A 20,827-nucleotide genomic window follows, 5' to 3' on the forward strand; every position below is an offset into this window, starting at 1 on the left:
GAGCTAAAATCAATTATATTACCGTATATTTGTAAAAACTTATGATAATTTTGTTGGTCAGGCGATCGCTATAATTTTTTAAGCGTTAGCGGAGCTTTGCGTCAGCAATCGTCTAAATAGGTAGACGCTATATATAGTGTCTGTGCGTAAGTCCTGATTGTATAAAGCACATCATCTGATAGAAAATTTTTTCGCGCCTTCTCAAACAGTATCGAGCGCCATTCGGAGCAAGTGCGGCAGCTATATCGCTACTAGATACAATAAACGTTCGGTTAACTTTCACCGGAGGAATTCCTACAGGCAGCCTCAGTCATTATTATTAGCATAGCGATCGCCATTTCCATAAAGCATACTATATCCATTTTGTCAATTTTTTAATTGATGACACACCCTAGCAAGATGTACGAAATTTCAAAGGATACAATTTTTCTAAGGGTGACAATAAATTGACCCTGCCTCCTGGGAGTAGTAGGGGTGATTAACTGTTGAATGAAAATTGTATAAAGTAGTTGCTATTTGTAGAAAAGTGTTGTCATTAGGACTTACGCATATACGCTATATATAGCGCTCACAACTATTGGACAATAGTTATCATACTCTATACGATGCTACCGGACATGAGATCAAAGACTTGGATAGTAAAATGGAGGTATATTAGCGAAACAATTTTAAGAATTGAGAGATTATTTCGCTATTTTTCCCTCTTCCTTCTGCAATAATCCTATCTCGATCTAACTTTGAGGTGGCTTCTGTCTGACAACCTCATCAATATCAGAATCAGAGGTAGTATTTTCTGTAGAATTAGCTTGATTTTCAGATGAACCATTGGAACCATTTGCAGTGACAGTGTGCTCACGATCGCTATCTTTGATACCATCATCAACAGATTCATATCCATGAGAATGAGCATCATCATAATTTGACAAATCAGGTCGCTCTGACTTCTTAGGTTTTTCACCCTTCAACAGCCATCCCTCCAAATTTTTAACAGCAATATATAAATTAGGAGTAATCAACAAACTCAAAAGGGTACCAAACAACATTCCCCCAAATATTGCAGTACCAAGAGACCAACGACTACCCGAACCTGCCCCAGTAGCAATAACTAGAGGCATAAAACCAATCAAACTGGAGATTGCCGTCATCTGAATTGGTCGAAAACGTTGCTCTGCTGCTGTAACCGCTGCCTTAGTAATATTTACACCCTTATCCCTTAACTGGTTAGCAAATTCTACAATCAAAATTGAGTTCTTGGAAGCCAAACCAATCAACATCACTAAGGCAACCTGAGCATAGATATCATTTGTCACCACTGGCCAAACAGAACCAGCCATAAGTATATTCGACCGAAACCAAATTGCTACCAAAGCACCTAATACCGCCAGTGGTACCGAGAGCATAATAATTAAAGGGTCGATGTAACTCTCGTATTGTGCTGCTAGTACCAAAAACACCATCACAAAACCCAAGCCAAAAATAATCGGTGCAGCACCACCAGAAGACTTTTCCTCTAAAGCACTACCCTGCCAAGCATAACCAAAACCAGGGTCTAACAATTCTTCCGAAGCTTGCTCCATAGCAGCGATCGCTTGTCCAGTACTATAACCAGGAGCAGCTCCTCCTTGAATTTTCATGGAACGGAAAATATTATAGTGAGTAATAATCTCCGGTCCAACAAAATCTTTAATTGTGACTAAACTTCCCAGGGGAATCATCTCACCATCAACAGAGCGGACATACAATTGATTAATATCATCAGGTTTAGAACGAAACTCAGGTTCTGCTTGAACATAAACCCGATACTGGCGTTGCCCTAACACAAAATCATTCACATAAGACGAACCGAAATAAATTTGTAAGGTAGAAAATATATCATTAACATTCACATTTAATGCCTTAGCGCGATCGCGTAAAACTTCAATTTGCTTCTGAGGCTTATTAGCGCTAAATTGACTGTAAACACCTTGTAAACTAGGATATTCTGGGGAATAAGCTGCTCCAATTAATCTATTACCATTATCTAGCAATGCTTGAATAGGCAAATTTCCACTGCGGTCTTGCAACTGAAACTCAAAACCTCCTGTACTACCTAGTCCTGGTACTGGTGGGGCATTCACAGCAAAAGCGTTTACTTCTTTTATTCCTTGCAACGCTCCATTTAATCTTCTGGTGATGCCATAAACAGACTGCTCTGGTAAAGTTCGTTCTTCCCAAGGTTTAAGTAAGACGAAAAATACCCCTTGACTAGGGTTGAGACCATCAAAACCAAACCCTGCAACACCAAAAGAAGATTTGATTTCGTCAATCTCCTCAATTTCCTGTTGAATTTTGGCTGCTGCATCAGCATTATAATTGAGGGAAACTCCGTCAGGAGCTTGATAAATTACAATAAAATAACCTTGGTCTTCTTCGGGAACAAACCCACCAGGAACTAAACCATACATCCAAACAGTTGCAACTAGACCCGCAATAAAAATCCCCATGACAATGATATTAATGCGAGTGAGAAAGCTGACTAATTTACCGTATTTGTCTTGTAACCAACCAAAACCTCGGTTAAAGGTATCAAATATCCATCCCAAGAGTCCAGTAGCTTCTTGTTTTGGACGTAGTAACAAACCAGATATACTAGGAGAGAAAGTCAGAGCATTAAAAGTTGAACAGGCAACAGCAAAAGCAATAGTCAAAGCAAACTGTTTGTAAATTACTCCTGTTGTTCCTGGGAAGAATGAAACCGGAATAAACACAGCCATCAATACTAAGGAAGTAGCGATCGTTGCTCCAGTGAGTTCCTCCATGGCATCCAATGCTGCTTGTCTTGCCTTCATTCCTTGTTCAATTTTACTAGAGACTGCCTCCACAATCACGATCGCATCATCCACCACCAGACCTGATGCCAAAGTACAAGCAAACAAAGTCAGAGTATTAATTTCAAAATTCAAAATTTTCAAACCCGCCATTGCGCCAATTAAAGCTACAGGAATAGCGATCGCTGGAATTAAAGTAGCTCGCCAATCTTGTAAAAAAATAAAGATAATCAAAACCACTAACCCTACAGCTTGGAGTAGAGTAATAACTACCTCTTGCAGTGATACTTCCACGAATAAGGTTGTATCGTAAGCAACGCTATATTGTAATCCGGGAGGAAAACTCTCACTGAGGTCTGCCATTGTAGCTTTGATTTGATTTGCTGTTTCTAGAGCATTACTACCGGGAAGTTGATAAATTGCTAAACCCGTAGTCGGGTCTCCATTATATGTGGTAACTAGATCGTAATTTTCCGCTCCAAGTTCAGCTCTACCAATATCTCTAACCTTAACCAAAGTACCATTTTCATCTACTTTCAGCACTAAATCTTCAAATTCTTGGGCATTTTTTAACCTACCAATAGCTTGCAGAGGAATTTCATAAACTAAATCTGGTGGCGCTGGGTTTTGACCAATTTTACCTGCTCCCACCTGAATATTTTGTTCTCGCAAAGCATTGACTACATCCTGAGCTGTTAATTCACGAACTGCCATTTTCTGGGGGTTAAGCCAAATACGCATGGCATATTTCCGTTCCCCTAAAATTGTTGCCTGACCAACTCCAGGAATACGCTTAATTTGATCTAAGACATTCAGATCGATATAGTTACTCATAAAGTCAGGACTGTAGTAAAAGTTGCCATTTTCATCTTTTTCTGAGTAAGTGGCAATTACTAAGAGAATATTAGGAGATGCAGCTTCTACAGTAATACCTGTTTGTCTGACTAAATCTGGTAAAGAAGCTTCTGCTTGAGAAACTCGGTTTTGAACATTAACCTGAGCGGTGTCTCGGTCTACATCATTAGGGAACACAATATTAATACTTGTCTGACCACTATTACTGGTATTGGAATACATATATTTCATGTCTTCCACACCGTTAATTTCTCTTTCTAAAATTGTGGTTACGGTATTTTCTGTGGTTTGAGCATCAGCTCCAATATAGGTTGATGATACTTGAATTTCGGTATTAGCTAATTGTGGTAATTGGGCAATGGGCAACAATGGAATTGAAATTGCCCCCGCTAATATAATTATGATTGTACAAACTGTCGTTAAGACAGGCCGTTTTATAAACGTATCAGCAATACTTAAAAGCATAATTAATCAGTTATCAGTTATAGGGCTGCGCGCAGGCAATAGGTAACAGGCAATAGGGGGAATAAAAATCTTATATTATCAGATTTTAGCTATTGGACAATTCCTGCAATTTGTAAATATGCCAGCGCACATTGCTATATCAGTTATGAGTACAGTAATAATTTAACTTCTGACTTTAGCTTAAGATATTCTCAAGCTCTCAAATTTAGTTACAAGGGAGTAGGGAATATGGTTAAAAGACATAAGATATTTTATTTTAATGCCGAGTAAGTCCTGATATTTATAATTCTATAGAACCAACCGTATCTTTTAGCTCTCTCCAGAAAAGAGGGAGTAGGGACCCACCCCTAGCCCCTCCCAGGAGGGGAGTAGGGAGTAGAGGGAAATAATTGATGACATACTCTACGATAATTGATTTGATTTTTAATGATTGGAGATGTCTTTTGAGGATAAAGATACATGCTTAAGTCAAGTAATAAGAGCGTACGCCTAAATTTTTAGAGATACCAAACAGGTTCTATAATTACTTCAATCCCCCCATCCCCCCATCTCCCCTACTCCCCCACAGTGGGGTTGCCCAACTCAGAATCATCAGCAATAGGTATACCATTCCGGAGTTTGACCACACCTGAAACAACTATTTTGTCAGTGCCTTTCAATCCCTCAATTACTTGATAAGCTTGACCTTGAATGCTTCCCAACTTCACAGGTTTTTGAGTTGCAACCAACTTTTTCTCACCATCCATGATTTTCTCTTCTGCAACAAAAACAAAAGCTTGATCTCCGATCCGTCTGACAGAGGTAACCGGAACAGTTAATCCTTGTTTTTCTTCCCAGATAACTCTTGCTCTTACCTGTTGGTTGGTCTGCAGTCTCTTTTCCGCATTATCATATATTGCTTTGACTAAAACAGTCTGAGTTCCTTGACCTGCATCTGGAGATATAAAAGATACCCTACTGCTACCAATTAACTCACCCCTCTGTTGACTTAGTAACTCAACTCGTGTACCCAGTCTAATTTCAGGCAGTCGGTCTATAGGAATATTAATATTAGCTTCTAAAGTATTATTGTCCTGAATAGTAGTTAGTTGAGTTTGACTATCCACATAATCACCTACTTTCGGTCGTACATTTCCCACCACCCCACTAATCGGAGCAAGAATATTGTAATATTGTAATACTACTTGTTCTGCCACTGCATTTGCCTGAGTTTGTTGTAGTTGACCGCGAGCTTGAACTACCTGACTTTCCTGAGAGGAAATTTGTTCATCTTGAGCTGCTATTTGAGCATCTAATGTTTCAATACGACGCTGCAAATCTTTTTTAGCACTTTCTACCTGTGCCTTAGTAGCATCTATAACTTCTTTTTGAGCTGCTATTTGAGCATCTAATGTACTTGTACGCCTTTGTAAATCTTTTTTAGCACTTTCTACCTGTGCTTTAGCAGCATCTATAACTTCTTTTTGAGCTGCTATTTGAGCATCTAATGTACTTGTACGCCTTTGTAAATCTTTTTTGGCACTTTCTACTCGTGCTTTTGCAGCATCAATTTCTTGTTCTATAGCATCTATTTCAGCTTCAGCTTGTCTGATATCGCGGGTAGCTTGGTCAAACCTTTCTTTAGGAACAGCTCCTTCTTCATACAGGGTAGAAAATCTTACTTGTTCAATTTTTTGGTATTCTAAAGTTGCTTCTCTTCTTTCTTTTTCAGCTCTCTGTGCTCGTAAAGCTGCTTCGGCATCTTCTAATTGTGCTTCTTCCGATAAAGAACTTGATTCAGCTAGTAATCTATTTAGTTCCTGGCGCTCTGACCTGAGAGTTGCTTGAGTATTTTCTAAATTAGCTTCTTCAGACAGAAAACCAAATTCAGCTAGTAATCTATTTAGTTCCTGACGTTCCCTCCGGAGGTTCGCTTCAGCATTTTCTAAGTTAGCTCTTTCAGAGTTTAAGTCTCTTTGTGCTATTAGTTCTCTTCTATCGTCCCTCAAGGCTCTTAGTTGAGATTCTGCACTATCCAATTGTGCCTGAGCTGAACTTATCTGAGCAATATTACTATCAAGAACTGCCTGTTGTTGAGAAGGATCTATTTGCAGTATGGGGTCTCCTTTTTGAACTCTATTACCCAATGATACAAATACTTGGCTTACTTGTCCACTAACTCTTGGTGTAATAGTTGCTCTTTCTTTTCCTTCTACTGTTGCGATATACTCTGTGCTGTCTGCAACTTGAGTTTGATCGACTCTGGCTATTTCGACGGCAGTAGGTGGCGGTGCTACTGCTGGTGGTGTTCCACCTTCACAGGAGCTTAATAGAAGGGCAGATAACAGCAAAGGCCAATATCTAGCCTGGTTGACTAATTTGCTATCCATTGGTATAAGGTTCACTGGTAAATTATCTTCTCAATTCTAGCTTGCTGTTGATTTAAGTAATATGATGAAATTATGTCAATGGAGGACTCAGAACTCAGAACTCAGAACTCAGGAGGAAAAAAGAAGGAAGTTTTCGTTTGCGTCAGCGGAACGGAGTTCTATCGTTAATACCATGGAGGAGTCAGAACTCAGAACTCAGGACTCAGGACTCAGGACTCAGGAGGAAAAAAGAAGGAAGTTTTTGCTCGCTAATACCATGCATTCAAAAATAATGTTACTAATAAATTTATTACCTTATATTTTTGTGTTTGCTACTATTTAATGCTGTTTTACCTCCTTTACCGAATAATTAAGGTAAAAATCCTCTTACTCGCCGTGGAGAAACAAGCAGTCGTTTTGCTACGCGACATGTTTGCGGAGCATTCCGTCAGGAAAAAGCGCAGCTTTCCCGTAGGGTGGGATGGCGAGGAGACCTCACCATATCCATGAGACCAACAGAGAAAAAATTTTCCTTTTATTCAATCCTATCCGTTTTTAGGGAGAGGTAATTATCAATTATCCATTATCCATTATTGAATATTCCCTCCATACCTTTTTCATAACACTTGGTCTCCACATCTTAGATAAAAACCCTATAATTTAAACCATTTTTTCTGGGAAAAATTACTTATAGCAATCCGCGCATTGGTTGTGAAAATTTTTATAATAGTTAATTTTAAATGAAAACCTTTAAAATTATGACTCGGTCCTCCTGACTCCTAATTGCCACCAAAATATTAGTAAGCATTCAGCCGTCAGCCATCAGTTAGCCTCCTCCGGAGGAACTACGTTAACAGCTATTGATTTTAATTTAGGATAGAAGCTTGACTAATTGTCTTACTATAAAAGTTGTCTCCCTTGCTCTTAAAGTCTATATTAATTTAAACACTGTCCTATATGAGAAAGTCTTGTTGCTGTTTGCGCAGCATTCCGCACCGAAAAGCTGACAGCTAATAGCTGAATGCTTACAAATATTACAACTTAAATTAGGATTGCTATAATCATCAATAACTTGATGTTTAAATCTTGAATAGTGATTACTCAATTGACTTAGAACTATTAGAACTATATTAATATATGGAAACCGCAAATTTTTTGACTTGGTTACTCTTTTTTGGATTGATAAGTGGCATTGGTATTGGTGCTATGATATATGCTTATCGTGGAAAAGGTAGTATTTCTGTCCTCTTTACAGAATTTATCTCAACATCTTCACCAATACCATCAGAGGCAGAAGTAAATTTTCAACAAGGATGTGAGGCTTATCAAAAAGGCAATTATCAACAGGCAATAAATAAATTTACTGAAGCTCTCAAAAATAATTCAACTATTGCTGAAGCTTATCATAATCGGGGTTTGGCTTTTGCTAATCTACGTCAAGATGATCAAAGTGTAGAAAATTTATTGCAAGCTGGAGAATTATATATAGAACAAAAAAATCAAGATGCTATGGTGATTTTGAAAAAAAATTTGGAGTTATTAAAGGCTAGAAAAGAAGCTAGTGCCACTACGCGGAAGTTAAAAGTCAAAAGTTATAGGGAATAGGGAATAGGCAACAGCTCATCTGGCAACAGTGGGAAAAATATTTCCCTGTCTCAGGTTTATCTATCAGTCTATGTCCTAACCAACCCATTCTTTAAGCTATATAATTTAGCTTTTTTAGGAGTTATATCAAATCTGTTTGATTGGACATAAAAACATCTCCAAAGCAGACTTCATTAATGGATAATTGATAATGGATAATTGATAATTACCTCGGGTTTTAACCGCTACGGAATTAAATATAAGGAAATATTATTTCTTCTCTTGGTCTCATGGATATGGCTCCGAGACCCGCTCTTATCAGAGCCGCTCCGAAGATCGCCATCCCTCGACCGCTTTTTTCCCCTTAAACGGGGAGGCTTCAAAGCGCGAATTATTTAATTATTAATTATTAATTGTTGAATCCCCTACTCCCCACCCCCAAATAGTATGATAGTTATTCAACAAGTATTTTATTTTTTGAGGGGGTAATCATGGGATTAGGTATTTTAATTGATGGAAAATGGGTATCTAAACGAGAACAAGAAGATTCTCAAGGTAGATTTATTCGCCCCAATACCACATTTAGGAATAAAATTACAGCAGATAATTCTAGTGGGTTTAAGGCAGAAACAGGACGTTATCATCTATACATTTCTTGGGCTTGTCCTTGGGCACATCGAACTGCTATTATGCGCAAGTTAAAAGGATTAGAAGATGCTATTGGGTTGTCAGTTGTAGGGGCAGTAATTGACCAAAATAGTTGGGAATTTTCTGATTCTGAATCGGGATGTATTCCTGATACTATTAATCATACTAATTATCTTTGGCAAGTTTATCTGAAGGCTGATGCTAATTATAGTGGGAGAGTTACGGTACCTGTACTTTGGGATAAGAAAAAAAATACTATTGTTAATAATGAATCCCGTGAAATTATTCGGATGTTTGATACTGAGTTTAATGGTATTGCTAAAAATGACCTGAATTTGTGTCCTGAAGATTTAAAAGATACTATTGAAAAAACTCTTGATACTATTTACCAGCCAATTAATAATGGTGTTTATCGAGCGGGTTTTGCAGGTTCTCAATTAGCTTATGAAGAAGGAGTAAAAGATTTATTTGCTGCTTTAGATTATTGGGAAAATATATTATCAAAACAACGTTATTTGTGTGGCGATCGCTTAACTGAAGCTGATATTTGTATGTTTACTACTTTGCTTCGTTTCGATGTTGTTTATTATGTTCATTTCAAGTGTAATTTACGTCATATTTGGGATTATCCAAATCTCTGGAATTATCTGAAAGATATTTATCAATATCCAGGGATAAAAGAAACTTGTAATTTTGACCATATTAAACGACATTATTACATGAGTCATCCAAATGTTAATCCTACTAAAATTGTACCTATTGGTCCGGAGATAGATTTAGATTCTCCACATAACCGCGCATCAATAGGTGTCTCCACAGAAGCTCCTGAAACTATGATCCCACCGTTCTGAAACTATGATCCCACCGTTGTGACATCTCCCACACTAAGCTGATGCTATAGTGTGGGCTTCTCGTTTCGTTGCCCCGGTATCCCGTCGGGTTCCACAAAGCTCTAATAACAGAATGCCCTACCGCCCTATTTTTTATATTTATCGCCACGTTCACATCGCGGTCTATTACTGTACCGCAGTGCGGACAAGAATGGGTTCGTATGTTTAATTCTTTATCGACTTTTTCTCCACAATTTGAGCAATCTTGGCTAGTATTTTTGGGGTTCACTCCTATGGTTTTCACCTCCAGCATTTCCAGCTTTAACAGTCAAAATAGATAGGAATTTGCCCCATCCAGCATCATTAATTGATTTACTCAAACGGGTCAATGCTTGCCCTTTGATATTTAAGTTTGCCTCCGGCACGCCGCTCCGCGTCTACATGGGCGATAACCTCAGCTTTTGATAACAATTCATTGGCTGTTTTAAAGTGGAAATCTTTACGTTTATCAGCAATCTTTTTATGTTGTTTCGCTACAGCTTTAACAGCCTTGAGCCTCCTTTTACTTCCTTTTTTCTTTCGATATCAACGTTTTTGCAAAGTTTTTAATCGCTGCTGAGATTTTCGATAGTATTGAGGAATAGGGACAAATTCTCCTTCACTTGTTACTAAGAATTCCTTCAGTCCCATATCAATTCCCAGAGTGTTTTTTAATGTAGGTTTAACTTCAGTTATTAAAGCTGGAACTGATTTTTCTTCTAGGGATAAAGTTACATAATAACCGTCAGCTTTACGACTAATTGTTACTGTTTAAGAGTGAAAACCATCAGGTAACGGCCGATGTTGAATCAACTTTATCTTGCCTATTTTTGGCAAATTAATTTGATTTTCTTCAATACAGTTTTGTTTGATTTGAGGATAAGTAAGACTACGATAACGCCCTTTTCCTTTAAACCTTGGCTTTCCTAATTTATGTCCATTTTTGTCTGCTTTAAACCATCTATCAAAGGCAAGTTTTACCCGTTTTATGCAATCGCGGTAATACTTGAGAATGAATCAGCTTGTACTCAGAAAACTTGTCTTTGGTATTGACCAAATCTCGTTTTTGAGAGTAATAATTTGGATTATCTCTTAGTTGAGGAATTGGCATCACTAAGGTGCAGGCGTTAACTGGATAACGGTTTTCTGACCACCATGAGAACCGCTCACTTAACCTATAGTTGTACTGCCGACGCAACAATTCTAACCACATTTCTATTGTGGCTATTTGCTCTTTGTTGGGTCTTAATTTATATTGGTAGGCAGTCCGCATGGTGGAAAATTTCCGGGGTGATAGCAACATCATAATACAATTTTTTCAAAAGCAATGTTTATAACTTTTAAGGGCTTTTTACTTTCCTAAAATTATGGTGGCAAGAGCGATAATGAGTGCAAATAATGCAAATCTAATAATAGTAGGCAATAAACGTATTCTGAATGCGAATTCTATACCATTAAGCCATAAATAGGCATCTTTAGTTTTTTTGATAATCCATGAAAAGTTAAACCGTGAAAAGCTGCTTATTGCAAATAAGATAATTATAGAGCAAAAAACAATTATTGAATTAGCTATCAAATTAATATTTTGTGGTAAAAGAGGTATTTTACTTTCTGTTCTATTGATATTTTCAACAACTATTTTTTTTTCTATTTTATCAATTTTTGGAGAAATATTTTCATAGGAAAAATCTGTGACAACTTCACATGAATAGTCTTTCAAAATAGAGCATTCAAATGAGTTGCAGCTAGGTTTTTCTGTTGTAACAATATTTAGTTTAATATTAAAATTTTTAGGTATATCATTCTTAACTGCTTCACAAAAACTTTCATCTTTTTGGCAATTTTCTTAGTCCCCGTCTGTGAAAAATATAATGTTATTTGAGGAACTGAAATTCAAAATTTTTTTTGTATCTTCTGTAATTTCATGTTTAGCTTTTTCAAGTCCTTTTACCAATGCTGTCAGTCCGCTATCATTGGGAACTATTTCATCTTCTACGGCACTAGCTAATTTTGTTTAGTTATTAAGTTGAGGTTCTTGAAGAGTTCGAGCATTACATTCACCTCTACCAGATTCTCCTCCAACTTCAACTAATCCTGTTTGAATTTTTCTTCCAACTATCTTTTCAAGAAGAATATTTTGTGTTTGATTTGGAATTTCTTCAGATCCTAGACTTTTATCTTTAAATTTTTTAGATAAGCTTTGCTTTAATTTGTTTATAGGGTATTCTTTTGGGTTATCTCGAGTTTCGCATCCTGTGATTGTATTATAAGACTCACATTCCCCCATGCTTCCTGAATTATCTACTATATACATTATGTAATCAGAATAATTTATAAGGGGCATCAAAAAAAGAATGCTTGCAGAAAATAAAAGTCCAACAATATATATTACCCAGGGGTGATGTGAGTTGTGATATGAGTTTTGTATCTTTACCTATAAAGAATATGTTTGGTGAGTTGTGTCGTTTGTTAACTTGGACATTCGGGTTTGTGTAATTTTTTGTTATAGGAAGAATTTTAACTATATAGGCAGTAATTATGCCTAATAAAACAGAGTTCAATGATCCGAGAATTCGTAGTGAAAGTTTTTGATTAAAATTGTCTTCTGGAATCCAAGCTAATAGTAGCCATACAAGTATGATAATTACTAAAAATACAGTTACTGGTAGTAATCGTATTATACGTTTATTCATGAATTTAATTGGCTAATTAGTAATAGATTAAATTCTTATAAACTAGGATTAAAATAAAATTCCAGAATGAAAATAAATGGTATTAGGGAGTAGAAAATAGTTCTATCAATAGTTAAGGAACAAGTAGTGTTTAGGGTGAATATTTATAATTCATATTTAGATGACAATGATCTTACTTTTTACTTTTGATTTTTGACTTCAAGGAAAGGAAAGAAATTCCCTACTCCCCACTTCCTACTCCCTACTCCCTACTCCCTACTCCCTATTCCCTATTCCTGAGTACAAGCATCATAAAGCATCTGACTATTCTCACTTATCTCTTCCAGCAACCATTCTTGTCTAATTCTTTCAGCTTTTTTATCGTTAGCAAGAAAGTCATTAATATACTTTTGCCAACTAGAATTTTCTTCCCCTCCAGGAAGTATGAACCCATAACCTGCACAAAATGGACGACCATCTTCCTGATTGATAGTAACAAAAGTATAATCATTTTCCATATCTAGGTTCATGCTCAATGCCACACCTAACAAAAGAGTTCCATCACTAGCAAAACCACTAACTTCACCATCCGCCAAAGCTTTAATACCTTGTTCTCTAGTTAAAAATTTATCCTCAATTTGTTCTTCAGGATAAGCACTCTTTAAATCGCTTTCATTGGTAGTATTCCTAACTACACCAACTATGGCATTACCTGCATTTACATCTTCTTCTATACTGCCTCTTTGAGCTAAAACTTGTGTTGCCGTGATAAAAAAAGGTGCAGAAAAATTAATACCATGTTTTTCTTCACGTTCGGCACTAATAGTATTAGGGCCACACTCCAAATCTACCATACCACTTTTTACCATATCCCAACGACTTTGGACAGTTGATGTCACAAATCTTACCCTAATTGGCTCAAGTTGATTAGCACTGAGACGTTCACGTAATGCATAGGCAATATCTATACAATATCCTTCCCGTTCTCCCTTATCATTCCTGGAACCAAACCAATAGGAATCTTCCCTAACTCCTACTACTATCTGCTCTTTTCTAATAATTGTTTCTTGTGTTTGTGAGTGACTAATTTTTTGCGGAAAAATAATCCCCAAAAATGCTAGGGATGAAGCAATAATAATTTTCAGTTTCAAGTTCATAATTGTTAGTTTTAAGATTAAAATCTCCAAACGCTGCGAGTTACAAATACCAAAATTGGGTCATTTTTATCATTATGTTCTGGTTGTGTTTCCACGAAAAAACCAGATGTTATATCTATATTATTTGAAATTCGATAACTGTAGAAAATTTGAAATTGTATGGAGGTATCTGGGTCATCTTCACCATTGTCAATATCAGTCACTTTTGGCTGTTGACCAACCGAAAGACCTAACATTCCATTCTCAAATACTAAGTCATTTATGGCTACTGTTACTGCCCAATGCCAAATATCAGCTTCATCCCCTTCGCGCTCCCCTGCTTCTGCTTCAGCATTACTGTAACCAACCCAACCAGAAATAGTAAACGGTGCCCACCGATAGCTAGTTTGAAATCCAAAATGGTCTGCTGAAGTTGCCACCCTACCAAAAGGCCGTTGAGCATTTTGGCTACCTGTAAAACCTGCTACATTAACTAAATCCGCCGTATAATACGCTCTTACATAAGCAAAAGAAAAATCAAAATCTAGGGTTGGTGAGACTGTTAATTGAGCATAAGCACTGTTTGTACCATTAAAAATTCCACCACCTTCATTCGGATCATTGACTCTACCTGTACCACCACCAGGACCACCTCCGAGATAGGCCAAATCTAACCTGAAGTTATCGTTAATTTGATAACTATAACCTAAACCAGCACCCCCTACTTGGATGTATATAGTAGGGTTGTAAGCTGGATACAAAGCCAAACTTCCTATACTACCACTGATTAATTTAGGATTAAGAGCAGGAGCCATTAAATCGAAGTCAAGTCCAGCAGCTCCTATATAAAGACTCATTTCGTTATTGAGGGGAAAAATATAGTATACCTCTGTCAGTCGTGCTATGTCGTTAGGTGGGGAACCTGAGTTCAAGAAGGTCATAGCAGTACCTGTATTTACTCCAGGGAGATCTCCAGCTCTGATCCTCGTTCTGAGGAAGTCTCTACCTGTAAAACTGGTATCAAAGTTAAATGTCAAGGCATGACCAAACCCCAGTTGGCTATCATCAGCACTCACGGTAGCGCCATCTTCTCCATCGTTACCGAAAGCATCATAAAGGGCCATAGTTACTTGCCCTTTTAGTAATGTTGTGGTAGAAAACTGATTAGCTTCGAGAATATCTGTCCGTGTTTCTAGGGCATTAAGGCGGGATTTAGTATCGGCTATTTCGACGGCAAAATCTGCTTGTAATCGTTGACTTTTAGCTAAGTCTTCTTGACTAATATAACCTTCACCGAATTCTTCAATTAGACTTTGAATAACTTCTAAACATTCGTTGAGATTAGCAGCAAACTCATAACGACTGATGGCTCTATTTCCACCAAATGTACTATTTGGGGAGGCCAATAAACAACCGTAGCGTTCTGCTAATCCTTGTAAGGCACTATAGGCCCAATCTGTGGGTAGAACATCACTAAGTTGATTGACAGAGTTAACTCGTTCTAGGGAGGGTGGTATTTCGGGAGGGCGATCGAGTTGATTGTATTGTTCTATTTGTCCTAAAGTATCGTCTTTTTTGTCTGTAACAATATTTGTTTTTTTTTGGTCTAATTCTTCAAGTGGTTTCGATTTCTGTGGAGGTTGCTTGAGTGGGTTGTATTCCTCTATTTTGTCTAAAATTTTAGCAGTTTGGTCAAGACCTTCACTTGATTGTTGTTTCTGAGCTTTACTACTTGGGGTAATAGATAAGACAAATCCTATGCCTAAAATTAATGGAAATACTACACCATAAAACTTACGTCCCATATTTTTAGTTTGATGATTTTACTGGAAGTACAAAAAGCACTATTATGTTAATATGGTTTGTAACATTATTAAGTAAATATTTATCTTTATTAGGCTGTAGGTGTTAGGTGGTAAATCGTAGGTGTAAATTCAATACCTAACACTGGAAACGAAGCATAAATTTGGGATATTCCTTCAATAACCCTTCAATAGAAAGAAAATTTTGAGCATTGCTGAGGGGAGGAATGAATATAAGCGGGTATCTTGCCTGCGGTGAAAATATCAGGAACAGGCAAGATACCCATTCCACAAAACTATTAAAATCCCAAGCGCATTTATGCAACGCCAAATTTTGATTAAGCTTAATTATCTGGACATGGTATAAATACTCTCTAAATTATTACCAATTACCAATTATTTTTTCTTTTGCGGGTTAATTCCCCAGCATCAACGGAAGTATTGAAAATTGTTTGGGGTTATGAGACACTCAGTGGCGTATCGAAGACTATCCATAAGCAATTTTTCCTTCTGCCTTCAGCATAGCTGCCTTCTTCAATAATGAATGATTCATCACAAAAATACTATATTGTCAAGAAACCAGAAAAAAACTGTGAAATTTTGTCTAGTACACAAGTCGAACAAAAAAAAGACCCCAACATTATAGAAACATGGGGTCCATTTAATACTGTGGAAGAAGCGATCGCCCGTCGTGTAGGATTGATTCGAGCCGGAAAATGTCAACCACAATAACTAATAGAATTAATTTATCAATCTACTTTTTTGTTTGTTGACTGAGCTTTATTATTCTGGACTTTTGCAATCTCTTGATTCAAAATTTCCAATGCTTTTGCATATTGAGGATCGTCAAGAGTACCTATTTTATCCCGACTTTTCCGCAAAGCCTCTTTTTGTTCATCTGTCAGAGAAATTTCTACATCTGGCTTAATTCCCTCATGGTTAATATCGCGACCGCTGGGAGTGAAATATTTAGCGATCGTCACTGCTAACCCTGCACCTTTACCCACACCACGCACGGACTGCACCAACCCTTTACCAAATGTCTTAGTACCTACTAATGTCGCCCGTTTATTATCCTGTAGAGCACCAGAAAGAATCTCACTTGCACTTGCCGAACCCCCATCCACCATAATCACTAATGGTTTATCTGTCAAAGACCTATTAGTAGCCTTCTGGCGATCGGTAACACCACTACGGTTTACAGTAGAAACAATATCTCCACGTTCGAGCCACATCCGAGCAATTTCTACGCTAGCATAAAGTAAGCCACCAGGATTAGAACGTAAATCTAAAATATAACCCGATACATTCTGAGTCTCTAACTCATCTATGGCCTCTCGCATTTCACCAGCAGCATTAGCACTAAACTGATTTAAGCGGATATAACCAACTTTACCCAGAGAACTTTCTTTCTGAGAATACTTTACGGGATGAATTTCAATTTTTGCTCTAGTAATAGGAAAGTCTATTTCCTGACCTTCTCGTTTAATGGTTAGAGTTACTTGAGAACCGATAGGACCACGGATCAAACTTACTGCCTGATTTATATCCATCCCTTCAGTACTTTGACCATCTATTTTGCTAATAATATCTTTAGCTTGAATACCTGCTTCAAAGGCCGGAGTATCTTCTATTGGTGAAATTACTACTAATTTTTTTGTATCCTGGTCTTGGGTTAGTTGAATACCTACACCTGTGAGTTCTCCAGAAGTGTCAATTTGCATATTTTTAAACTCTTCCGGGTCCATGAAGCGGGTATAAGGGTCTCCTAGCTTTTCTAGCATTTCCCTAATTGCATCATAAGCTTCTTCATCAGTTGTATAAGTTTGATCGAGATATTCAGTGCGAGTAGCTTTCCAGTCTACTTGATTGAAAGTACCATCAACATAAGTTTTATCAATAATTTGCCAAACTTGGTCGATTAATTCTTTAGGGTCGTTATTATTTAATGATGCTTGAGAGGAAAGATGAATACCAGCGCCTATGACAGTAACGCCTGTTAACATTAATGCTGTTGCACCAAGAATTAGCCCACGTTTTGCTATAACCATTTTTTTGTTGAATTAATTTAAACAATAATTACTACATCACTACTATTATGCCTAATTTAGCATAAGTAATATAATCCTTATAATTAGGTTGTTTGAGATTTAAAAATTAAGATAAAGAAAAGGGAATCAGGTAAATCCTCATCTATAAATTTAGGATATTTAAAGGAAATACTTTATTTTGTATTTTGTTTTTATGGTGTATGTCTAAAAAAAAATATTTTTATTGAGATTATAGCGGTTTCCATCAAGGTAGATTACAAAATTTATGCCTTCTACATGGCTGCCTTTAAGCCATAATTTCTGTATTCTATGTTAATTAGGGTTTGCTGAAAAAGTCTGATGGGTGGTGAGGGTAGTAAACAGGAGAAAACCCACCCTTAACCCGTTCCAGGAGGGGAGAAATGGGAATGAGCGAGAAGGTAGGAGCAAGAATTGTAAGAATGATTTTTCTGCCCAACTATGAGTCTAAAATACGCTCCTTTTTGAGCGTGAAGATCTGAAAACCAGGCACTTTTTAAAGACAAAAAAAAGACTAAAACTTTGATCTGTAAATACTTTTATATTTAATCAGCAAGCCCTAATTAAAACTGCTATAAATGTTGATTTTTCTAGTATTAGTATAAGTGCAATCTATAATTATTTTTGTTTACTATCTTTAATCTAACATTTAGTATTAACCATTTTTTGAGGTATATTAAAGTTAGAATTTACTTCTACAGTTATTGAATATTTTTGTAAGCATTTCCTGCGGAATGCTGCGCAAACAGCTATTAGCTGTCAGCTCTCAGCTCTTATGAGGGGGTTTGAATAAATATAGACTGTTTCAGCCAGCTTTTATAGTTATAAATTTTGACTCAATTAGTAAAGCTTTTAGTTTGAGATAAAAGCAATAGCTGATGGATGATAGCTGACGGCTGAATACTTACATATTATTTTTAACTATCTCTGCTAATAATAATATTAGTCTCACTCTCATCTATCAATTATCAGCTTTTCTAATTAAGAAAAATAGTATATTTATTGCCAACATTTATGATATTTTATCTGTATCCAAATTAACTAATTTAGATTCTTATTAGATTCCTCATAGCAAAAAAATAAAAGCTCCATCTATAACAGTTGTTAATTTATAGCGTTTATCAAATTACTGAGGTACAGTTATTTTTCTTCTTTTCTACTCCCTACTCCCTACTTCCTACTCCCTAAAATAAAAGAATTTTATACCTCAAACTTCATTAGGAATTTATAACCAAGGAGTGTAATTAAAAATACACTCCCAATTAAACGTTAATTATAGACTAAGGTTCTACCCAACGCCCATCAGCTTGAATTAAATTAATTAATTCTTCAACACCTTGAGACTCAGGGACTTTTTTAATTTCTTCCCGTCCACGATATAAAGAAATATAACCTGGTTGCTTACCTACATAACCATAATCTGCATCTGCCATTTCTCCAGGGCCATTGACAATACAACCCATAACAGCAATGTCCAATCCTGTTAAGTGTTTTGTCGCCTCTCGCACTTGATGCAGAACATTTTCTAGATTAAATAGAGTTCGGCCACAGGAGGGACAGGCCACATATTCTACCATTGTTTTCCGCAGACCCAAGGCTTGGAGAATGCTGTAGCAAACTGGAATCTCTTTTTCGGGTGCTTCAGTTAAAGATACGCGAATTGTATCCCCTATTCCATCTGCTAAAAGTGTACCTATACCAGCAGTAGACTTAATCCGACCATATTCTCCATCACCTGCTTCAGTTACACCCAAATGAAGAGGATAGGCCATACCTAATTCATCCATCCGTTTTACCATTAATCGGTAAGCAGCAAGCATTACTGGTACCCGCGATGCCTTTAGAGAAATTACCAAGTTGTAGTAGTCTAAAGATTCACAAATTTTGAGAAATTCCAGGGCAGATTCTACCATGCCTTCTGGGGTATCTCCATAAGTAAATAACATTCTTTCTGCTAAGGAGCCATGGTTAACTCCAATTCGCATGGCTTTATTTTGGTCTCGTAAAGAAATTACCAATGGTTCGAGAGTTTCGCGGATTTTTTTACCTATTTCCTCAAATTCTGCTTCAGTATATTCGTTTCTGCCAGATTGAGGTTTCTCGAATACATATAAACCAGGATTAATCCTGACTTTATCAACGTGTTTGGCAACTTCTAGGGCAATTTTCATACCGTTATGGTGAACGTCAGCTACCAGTGGTACGGGTTTGTAGGTCTCTGTTAATTTCTGTTTAATCTCTGCTAAGGATTTGGCATGGGCCATACTGGGAACGGTAACGCGGACTATTTCGCAACCAATTTCGTGTAAACGACGAATGGCAGCTACGGAACCGTCAATGTCAAGGGTATCTTCATTGATCATTGACTGGACTACGACTGGATGACCACCACCTATAGTTACATCACCGACTTTGACTGGACGGGTTTTTCGCCGATGGATAGTTGTGTCAAAGGCAGGTTGATTTGCTGGAGTTTTGGTTGGGTTTGGTAGGGTTTGCATAATGTACTTTTATACTTCTGTAGAGAAAAGTTGAGTAATATATTTTTTCCTATATTTTAGATTGCCATATAATTTGTCAATCTTATTAGTCAAGAGTCGAAAATTAAAAGTCATCTGGAGGTTAAAAAAAAGCAAGTGGTAAATATCAACAATGTTAGTTTAGACCTTTTATTTGAGGCTCTATTTATTCCTTTAGTAATTATATTTATAGGTTCTATTGCCAAGAAATTAGCAAGAGGGAGAGGTTGGGAAAGACAAGATTTCTTTTGGGGAATAGAACTTACGTTATCTTCTATTTCTGGAGGTTTAACACTATTATTTGACTCTAATATTAATGCTGATGAAGTGCAAAAAGCAGGACTATTTATTACGATATCTTTTGGGCTTTTTATCTATGTTTTAAGTTTGCATCAAGAATGGCAAGATACAACACCCAGAGAAGAATCTTTTTGGTTGATTTTCTTTTCTAATATAATAGGTATAGGATTAATGACTTTATTTGTGTTTGGAATTAAGAGGTGACAATTTTAGTTATGAAAGAAGAACCTAATGACAGTTATCAAAAAAATGAAGCAGCATTTAGCAGAGAAAATGAAAATACTTCTACAACAATAGCGAGTACAGCAATGGTTACAGTATCTCTAATTGGAACGGGGATAGGAGTAATAGATTCATCAACTCTAATATTAGGAGCTGCTGCAATAAGTGCTGGAGCAGCTTCGGCACTGAAAATTATTCAAAGAAGGAGAAAAGAGAGAAAAGTAACGCAAGAATTAGAGGAATAATGATAGTGATATTAAGTATTATACCGATTTTATAAATGTTTGGTGCAAATAGCTAGGCTATTTCTTAGGAGTCAGTCCTCAGGAGTCGTATGGGAATTGCTTCAATAACAGTTTTTAGGTCGTAAATTCTCTTTTTTGTCAAAGGAAAACTTCCTGAACTTGTCTTTTAACCGCACTTATTATTCGTAATATTCTTTTTTAAAATTGGTATTATAGAACATTTATAAGCAAAACATTAAGACTCAAATATCGTAATGAATTTATATTCATGGCTAATATTCAATAA

16 protein-coding genes are annotated in these 20,827 nt (G+C 36.7%); 5 read left to right on the forward strand and 11 right to left on the reverse strand.

Annotated features, from left to right (window positions below; genetic code table 11):
* Positions 1-731: 731 nt before the first annotated feature.
* Positions 732-4,127 carry an efflux RND transporter permease subunit gene (locus F6K15_RS03835; RefSeq protein WP_293057251.1) on the reverse strand — a complete coding sequence of 1,132 codons (3,396 nt, stop codon included), beginning with the start codon at positions 4,125-4,127 and terminating at the stop codon, positions 732-734.
* A 554-nt stretch (positions 4,128-4,681) separates the two neighbouring features.
* The gene (locus F6K15_RS03840) at positions 4,682-6,511 is read right to left on the reverse strand and encodes an efflux RND transporter periplasmic adaptor subunit (protein WP_293057254.1); all 1,830 of its coding nucleotides are present in this window, start codon (positions 6,509-6,511) and stop codon (positions 4,682-4,684) included.
* Between the two features lie 1,101 nt (positions 6,512-7,612).
* Here F6K15_RS03840 and F6K15_RS03845 point away from each other — a divergent pair.
* Together F6K15_RS03845 and F6K15_RS03850 are read left to right on the forward strand one after the other, a co-directional pair.
* Positions 7,613-8,080 (forward strand): tetratricopeptide repeat protein, encoded by a 468-nt coding sequence (locus F6K15_RS03845; RefSeq protein ID WP_293057257.1) that lies wholly within the window; start codon positions 7,613-7,615, stop codon positions 8,078-8,080.
* Positions 8,081-8,550: 470 nt separating this feature from the next.
* On the forward strand, positions 8,551-9,558 hold the full coding sequence (locus F6K15_RS03850; RefSeq protein WP_293057260.1) for a glutathione S-transferase family protein: 1,008 nt from the start codon (positions 8,551-8,553) through the stop codon (positions 9,556-9,558).
* Here F6K15_RS03850 and F6K15_RS38070 read toward each other — a convergent pair.
* The 7 genes from F6K15_RS38070 to F6K15_RS03875 all read right to left on the reverse strand — a co-directional run bounded on the left by F6K15_RS38070 (position 9,539) and on the right by F6K15_RS03875 (position 15,189).
* Positions 9,539-9,850 carry a transposase gene (locus tag F6K15_RS38070; RefSeq protein ID WP_363267217.1) on the reverse strand — a complete coding sequence of 104 codons (312 nt, stop codon included), beginning with the start codon at positions 9,848-9,850 and terminating at the stop codon, positions 9,539-9,541. The genes F6K15_RS03850 and F6K15_RS38070 overlap by 20 nt on opposite strands.
* Positions 9,807-9,962: a hypothetical protein gene (locus F6K15_RS38075; protein WP_363267252.1), complete on the reverse strand. Its 156-nt coding sequence runs from the start codon at positions 9,960-9,962 to the stop codon at positions 9,807-9,809. The genes F6K15_RS38070 and F6K15_RS38075 overlap by 44 nt, the downstream gene beginning before the upstream one ends.
* Before the next feature lie 578 nt (positions 9,963-10,540).
* On the reverse strand, positions 10,541-10,849 hold the full coding sequence (locus tag F6K15_RS38080) for a helix-turn-helix domain-containing protein (protein ID WP_363267219.1): 309 nt from the start codon (positions 10,847-10,849) through the stop codon (positions 10,541-10,543).
* Between the two features lie 78 nt (positions 10,850-10,927).
* On the reverse strand, positions 10,928-11,296 hold the full coding sequence (locus F6K15_RS03860; protein WP_293057263.1) for a hypothetical protein: 369 nt from the start codon (positions 11,294-11,296) through the stop codon (positions 10,928-10,930).
* Between the two features lie 294 nt (positions 11,297-11,590).
* On the reverse strand, positions 11,591-11,890 hold the full coding sequence (locus tag F6K15_RS03865; RefSeq protein ID WP_293057266.1) for a hypothetical protein: 300 nt from the start codon (positions 11,888-11,890) through the stop codon (positions 11,591-11,593).
* Between the two features lie 648 nt (positions 11,891-12,538).
* Positions 12,539-13,405, reverse strand: a complete 867-nt coding sequence (locus F6K15_RS03870) for an amino acid ABC transporter substrate-binding protein (RefSeq protein WP_293057269.1) — start codon at positions 13,403-13,405, stop codon at positions 12,539-12,541.
* Between the two features lie 17 nt (positions 13,406-13,422).
* Complete coding sequence (locus tag F6K15_RS03875; protein ID WP_293057272.1) at positions 13,423-15,189, reverse strand: iron uptake porin; 1,767 nt, start codon at positions 15,187-15,189, stop codon at positions 13,423-13,425.
* Between the two features lie 537 nt (positions 15,190-15,726).
* Here F6K15_RS03875 and F6K15_RS03880 point away from each other — a divergent pair.
* Positions 15,727-15,918 carry a DDE transposase family protein gene (locus tag F6K15_RS03880; protein WP_293057275.1) on the forward strand — a complete coding sequence of 64 codons (192 nt, stop codon included), beginning with the start codon at positions 15,727-15,729 and terminating at the stop codon, positions 15,916-15,918.
* A gap of 17 nt (positions 15,919-15,935) precedes the next feature.
* Here the strand turns inward: F6K15_RS03880 and ctpC are convergent, their stop codons facing one another.
* Complete coding sequence (gene ctpC, locus F6K15_RS03885; protein ID WP_293057278.1) at positions 15,936-17,237, reverse strand: carboxyl-terminal processing protease CtpC; 1,302 nt, start codon at positions 17,235-17,237, stop codon at positions 15,936-15,938.
* 1,298 nt (positions 17,238-18,535) lie between these two features.
* On the reverse strand, positions 18,536-19,756 hold the full coding sequence (gene ispG, locus F6K15_RS03890; RefSeq protein WP_293057281.1) for a (E)-4-hydroxy-3-methylbut-2-enyl-diphosphate synthase: 1,221 nt from the start codon (positions 19,754-19,756) through the stop codon (positions 18,536-18,538).
* Between the two features lie 135 nt (positions 19,757-19,891).
* On the opposite strand from ispG, the gene F6K15_RS03895 reads away from it, so the two are divergent.
* Together F6K15_RS03895 and F6K15_RS03900 are read left to right on the forward strand one after the other, a co-directional pair.
* Positions 19,892-20,278: a hypothetical protein gene (locus F6K15_RS03895; protein WP_293057284.1), complete on the forward strand. Its 387-nt coding sequence runs from the start codon at positions 19,892-19,894 to the stop codon at positions 20,276-20,278.
* Between the two features lie 11 nt (positions 20,279-20,289).
* Positions 20,290-20,541, forward strand: a complete 252-nt coding sequence (locus F6K15_RS03900) for a hypothetical protein (RefSeq protein WP_293057286.1) — start codon at positions 20,290-20,292, stop codon at positions 20,539-20,541.
* Positions 20,542-20,827: the final 286 nt, after the last annotated feature.

This window comes from Okeania sp. SIO2B3, from assembly GCF_010672525.1.
GTDB lineage: Bacteria > Cyanobacteriota > Cyanobacteriia > Cyanobacteriales > Microcoleaceae > Okeania.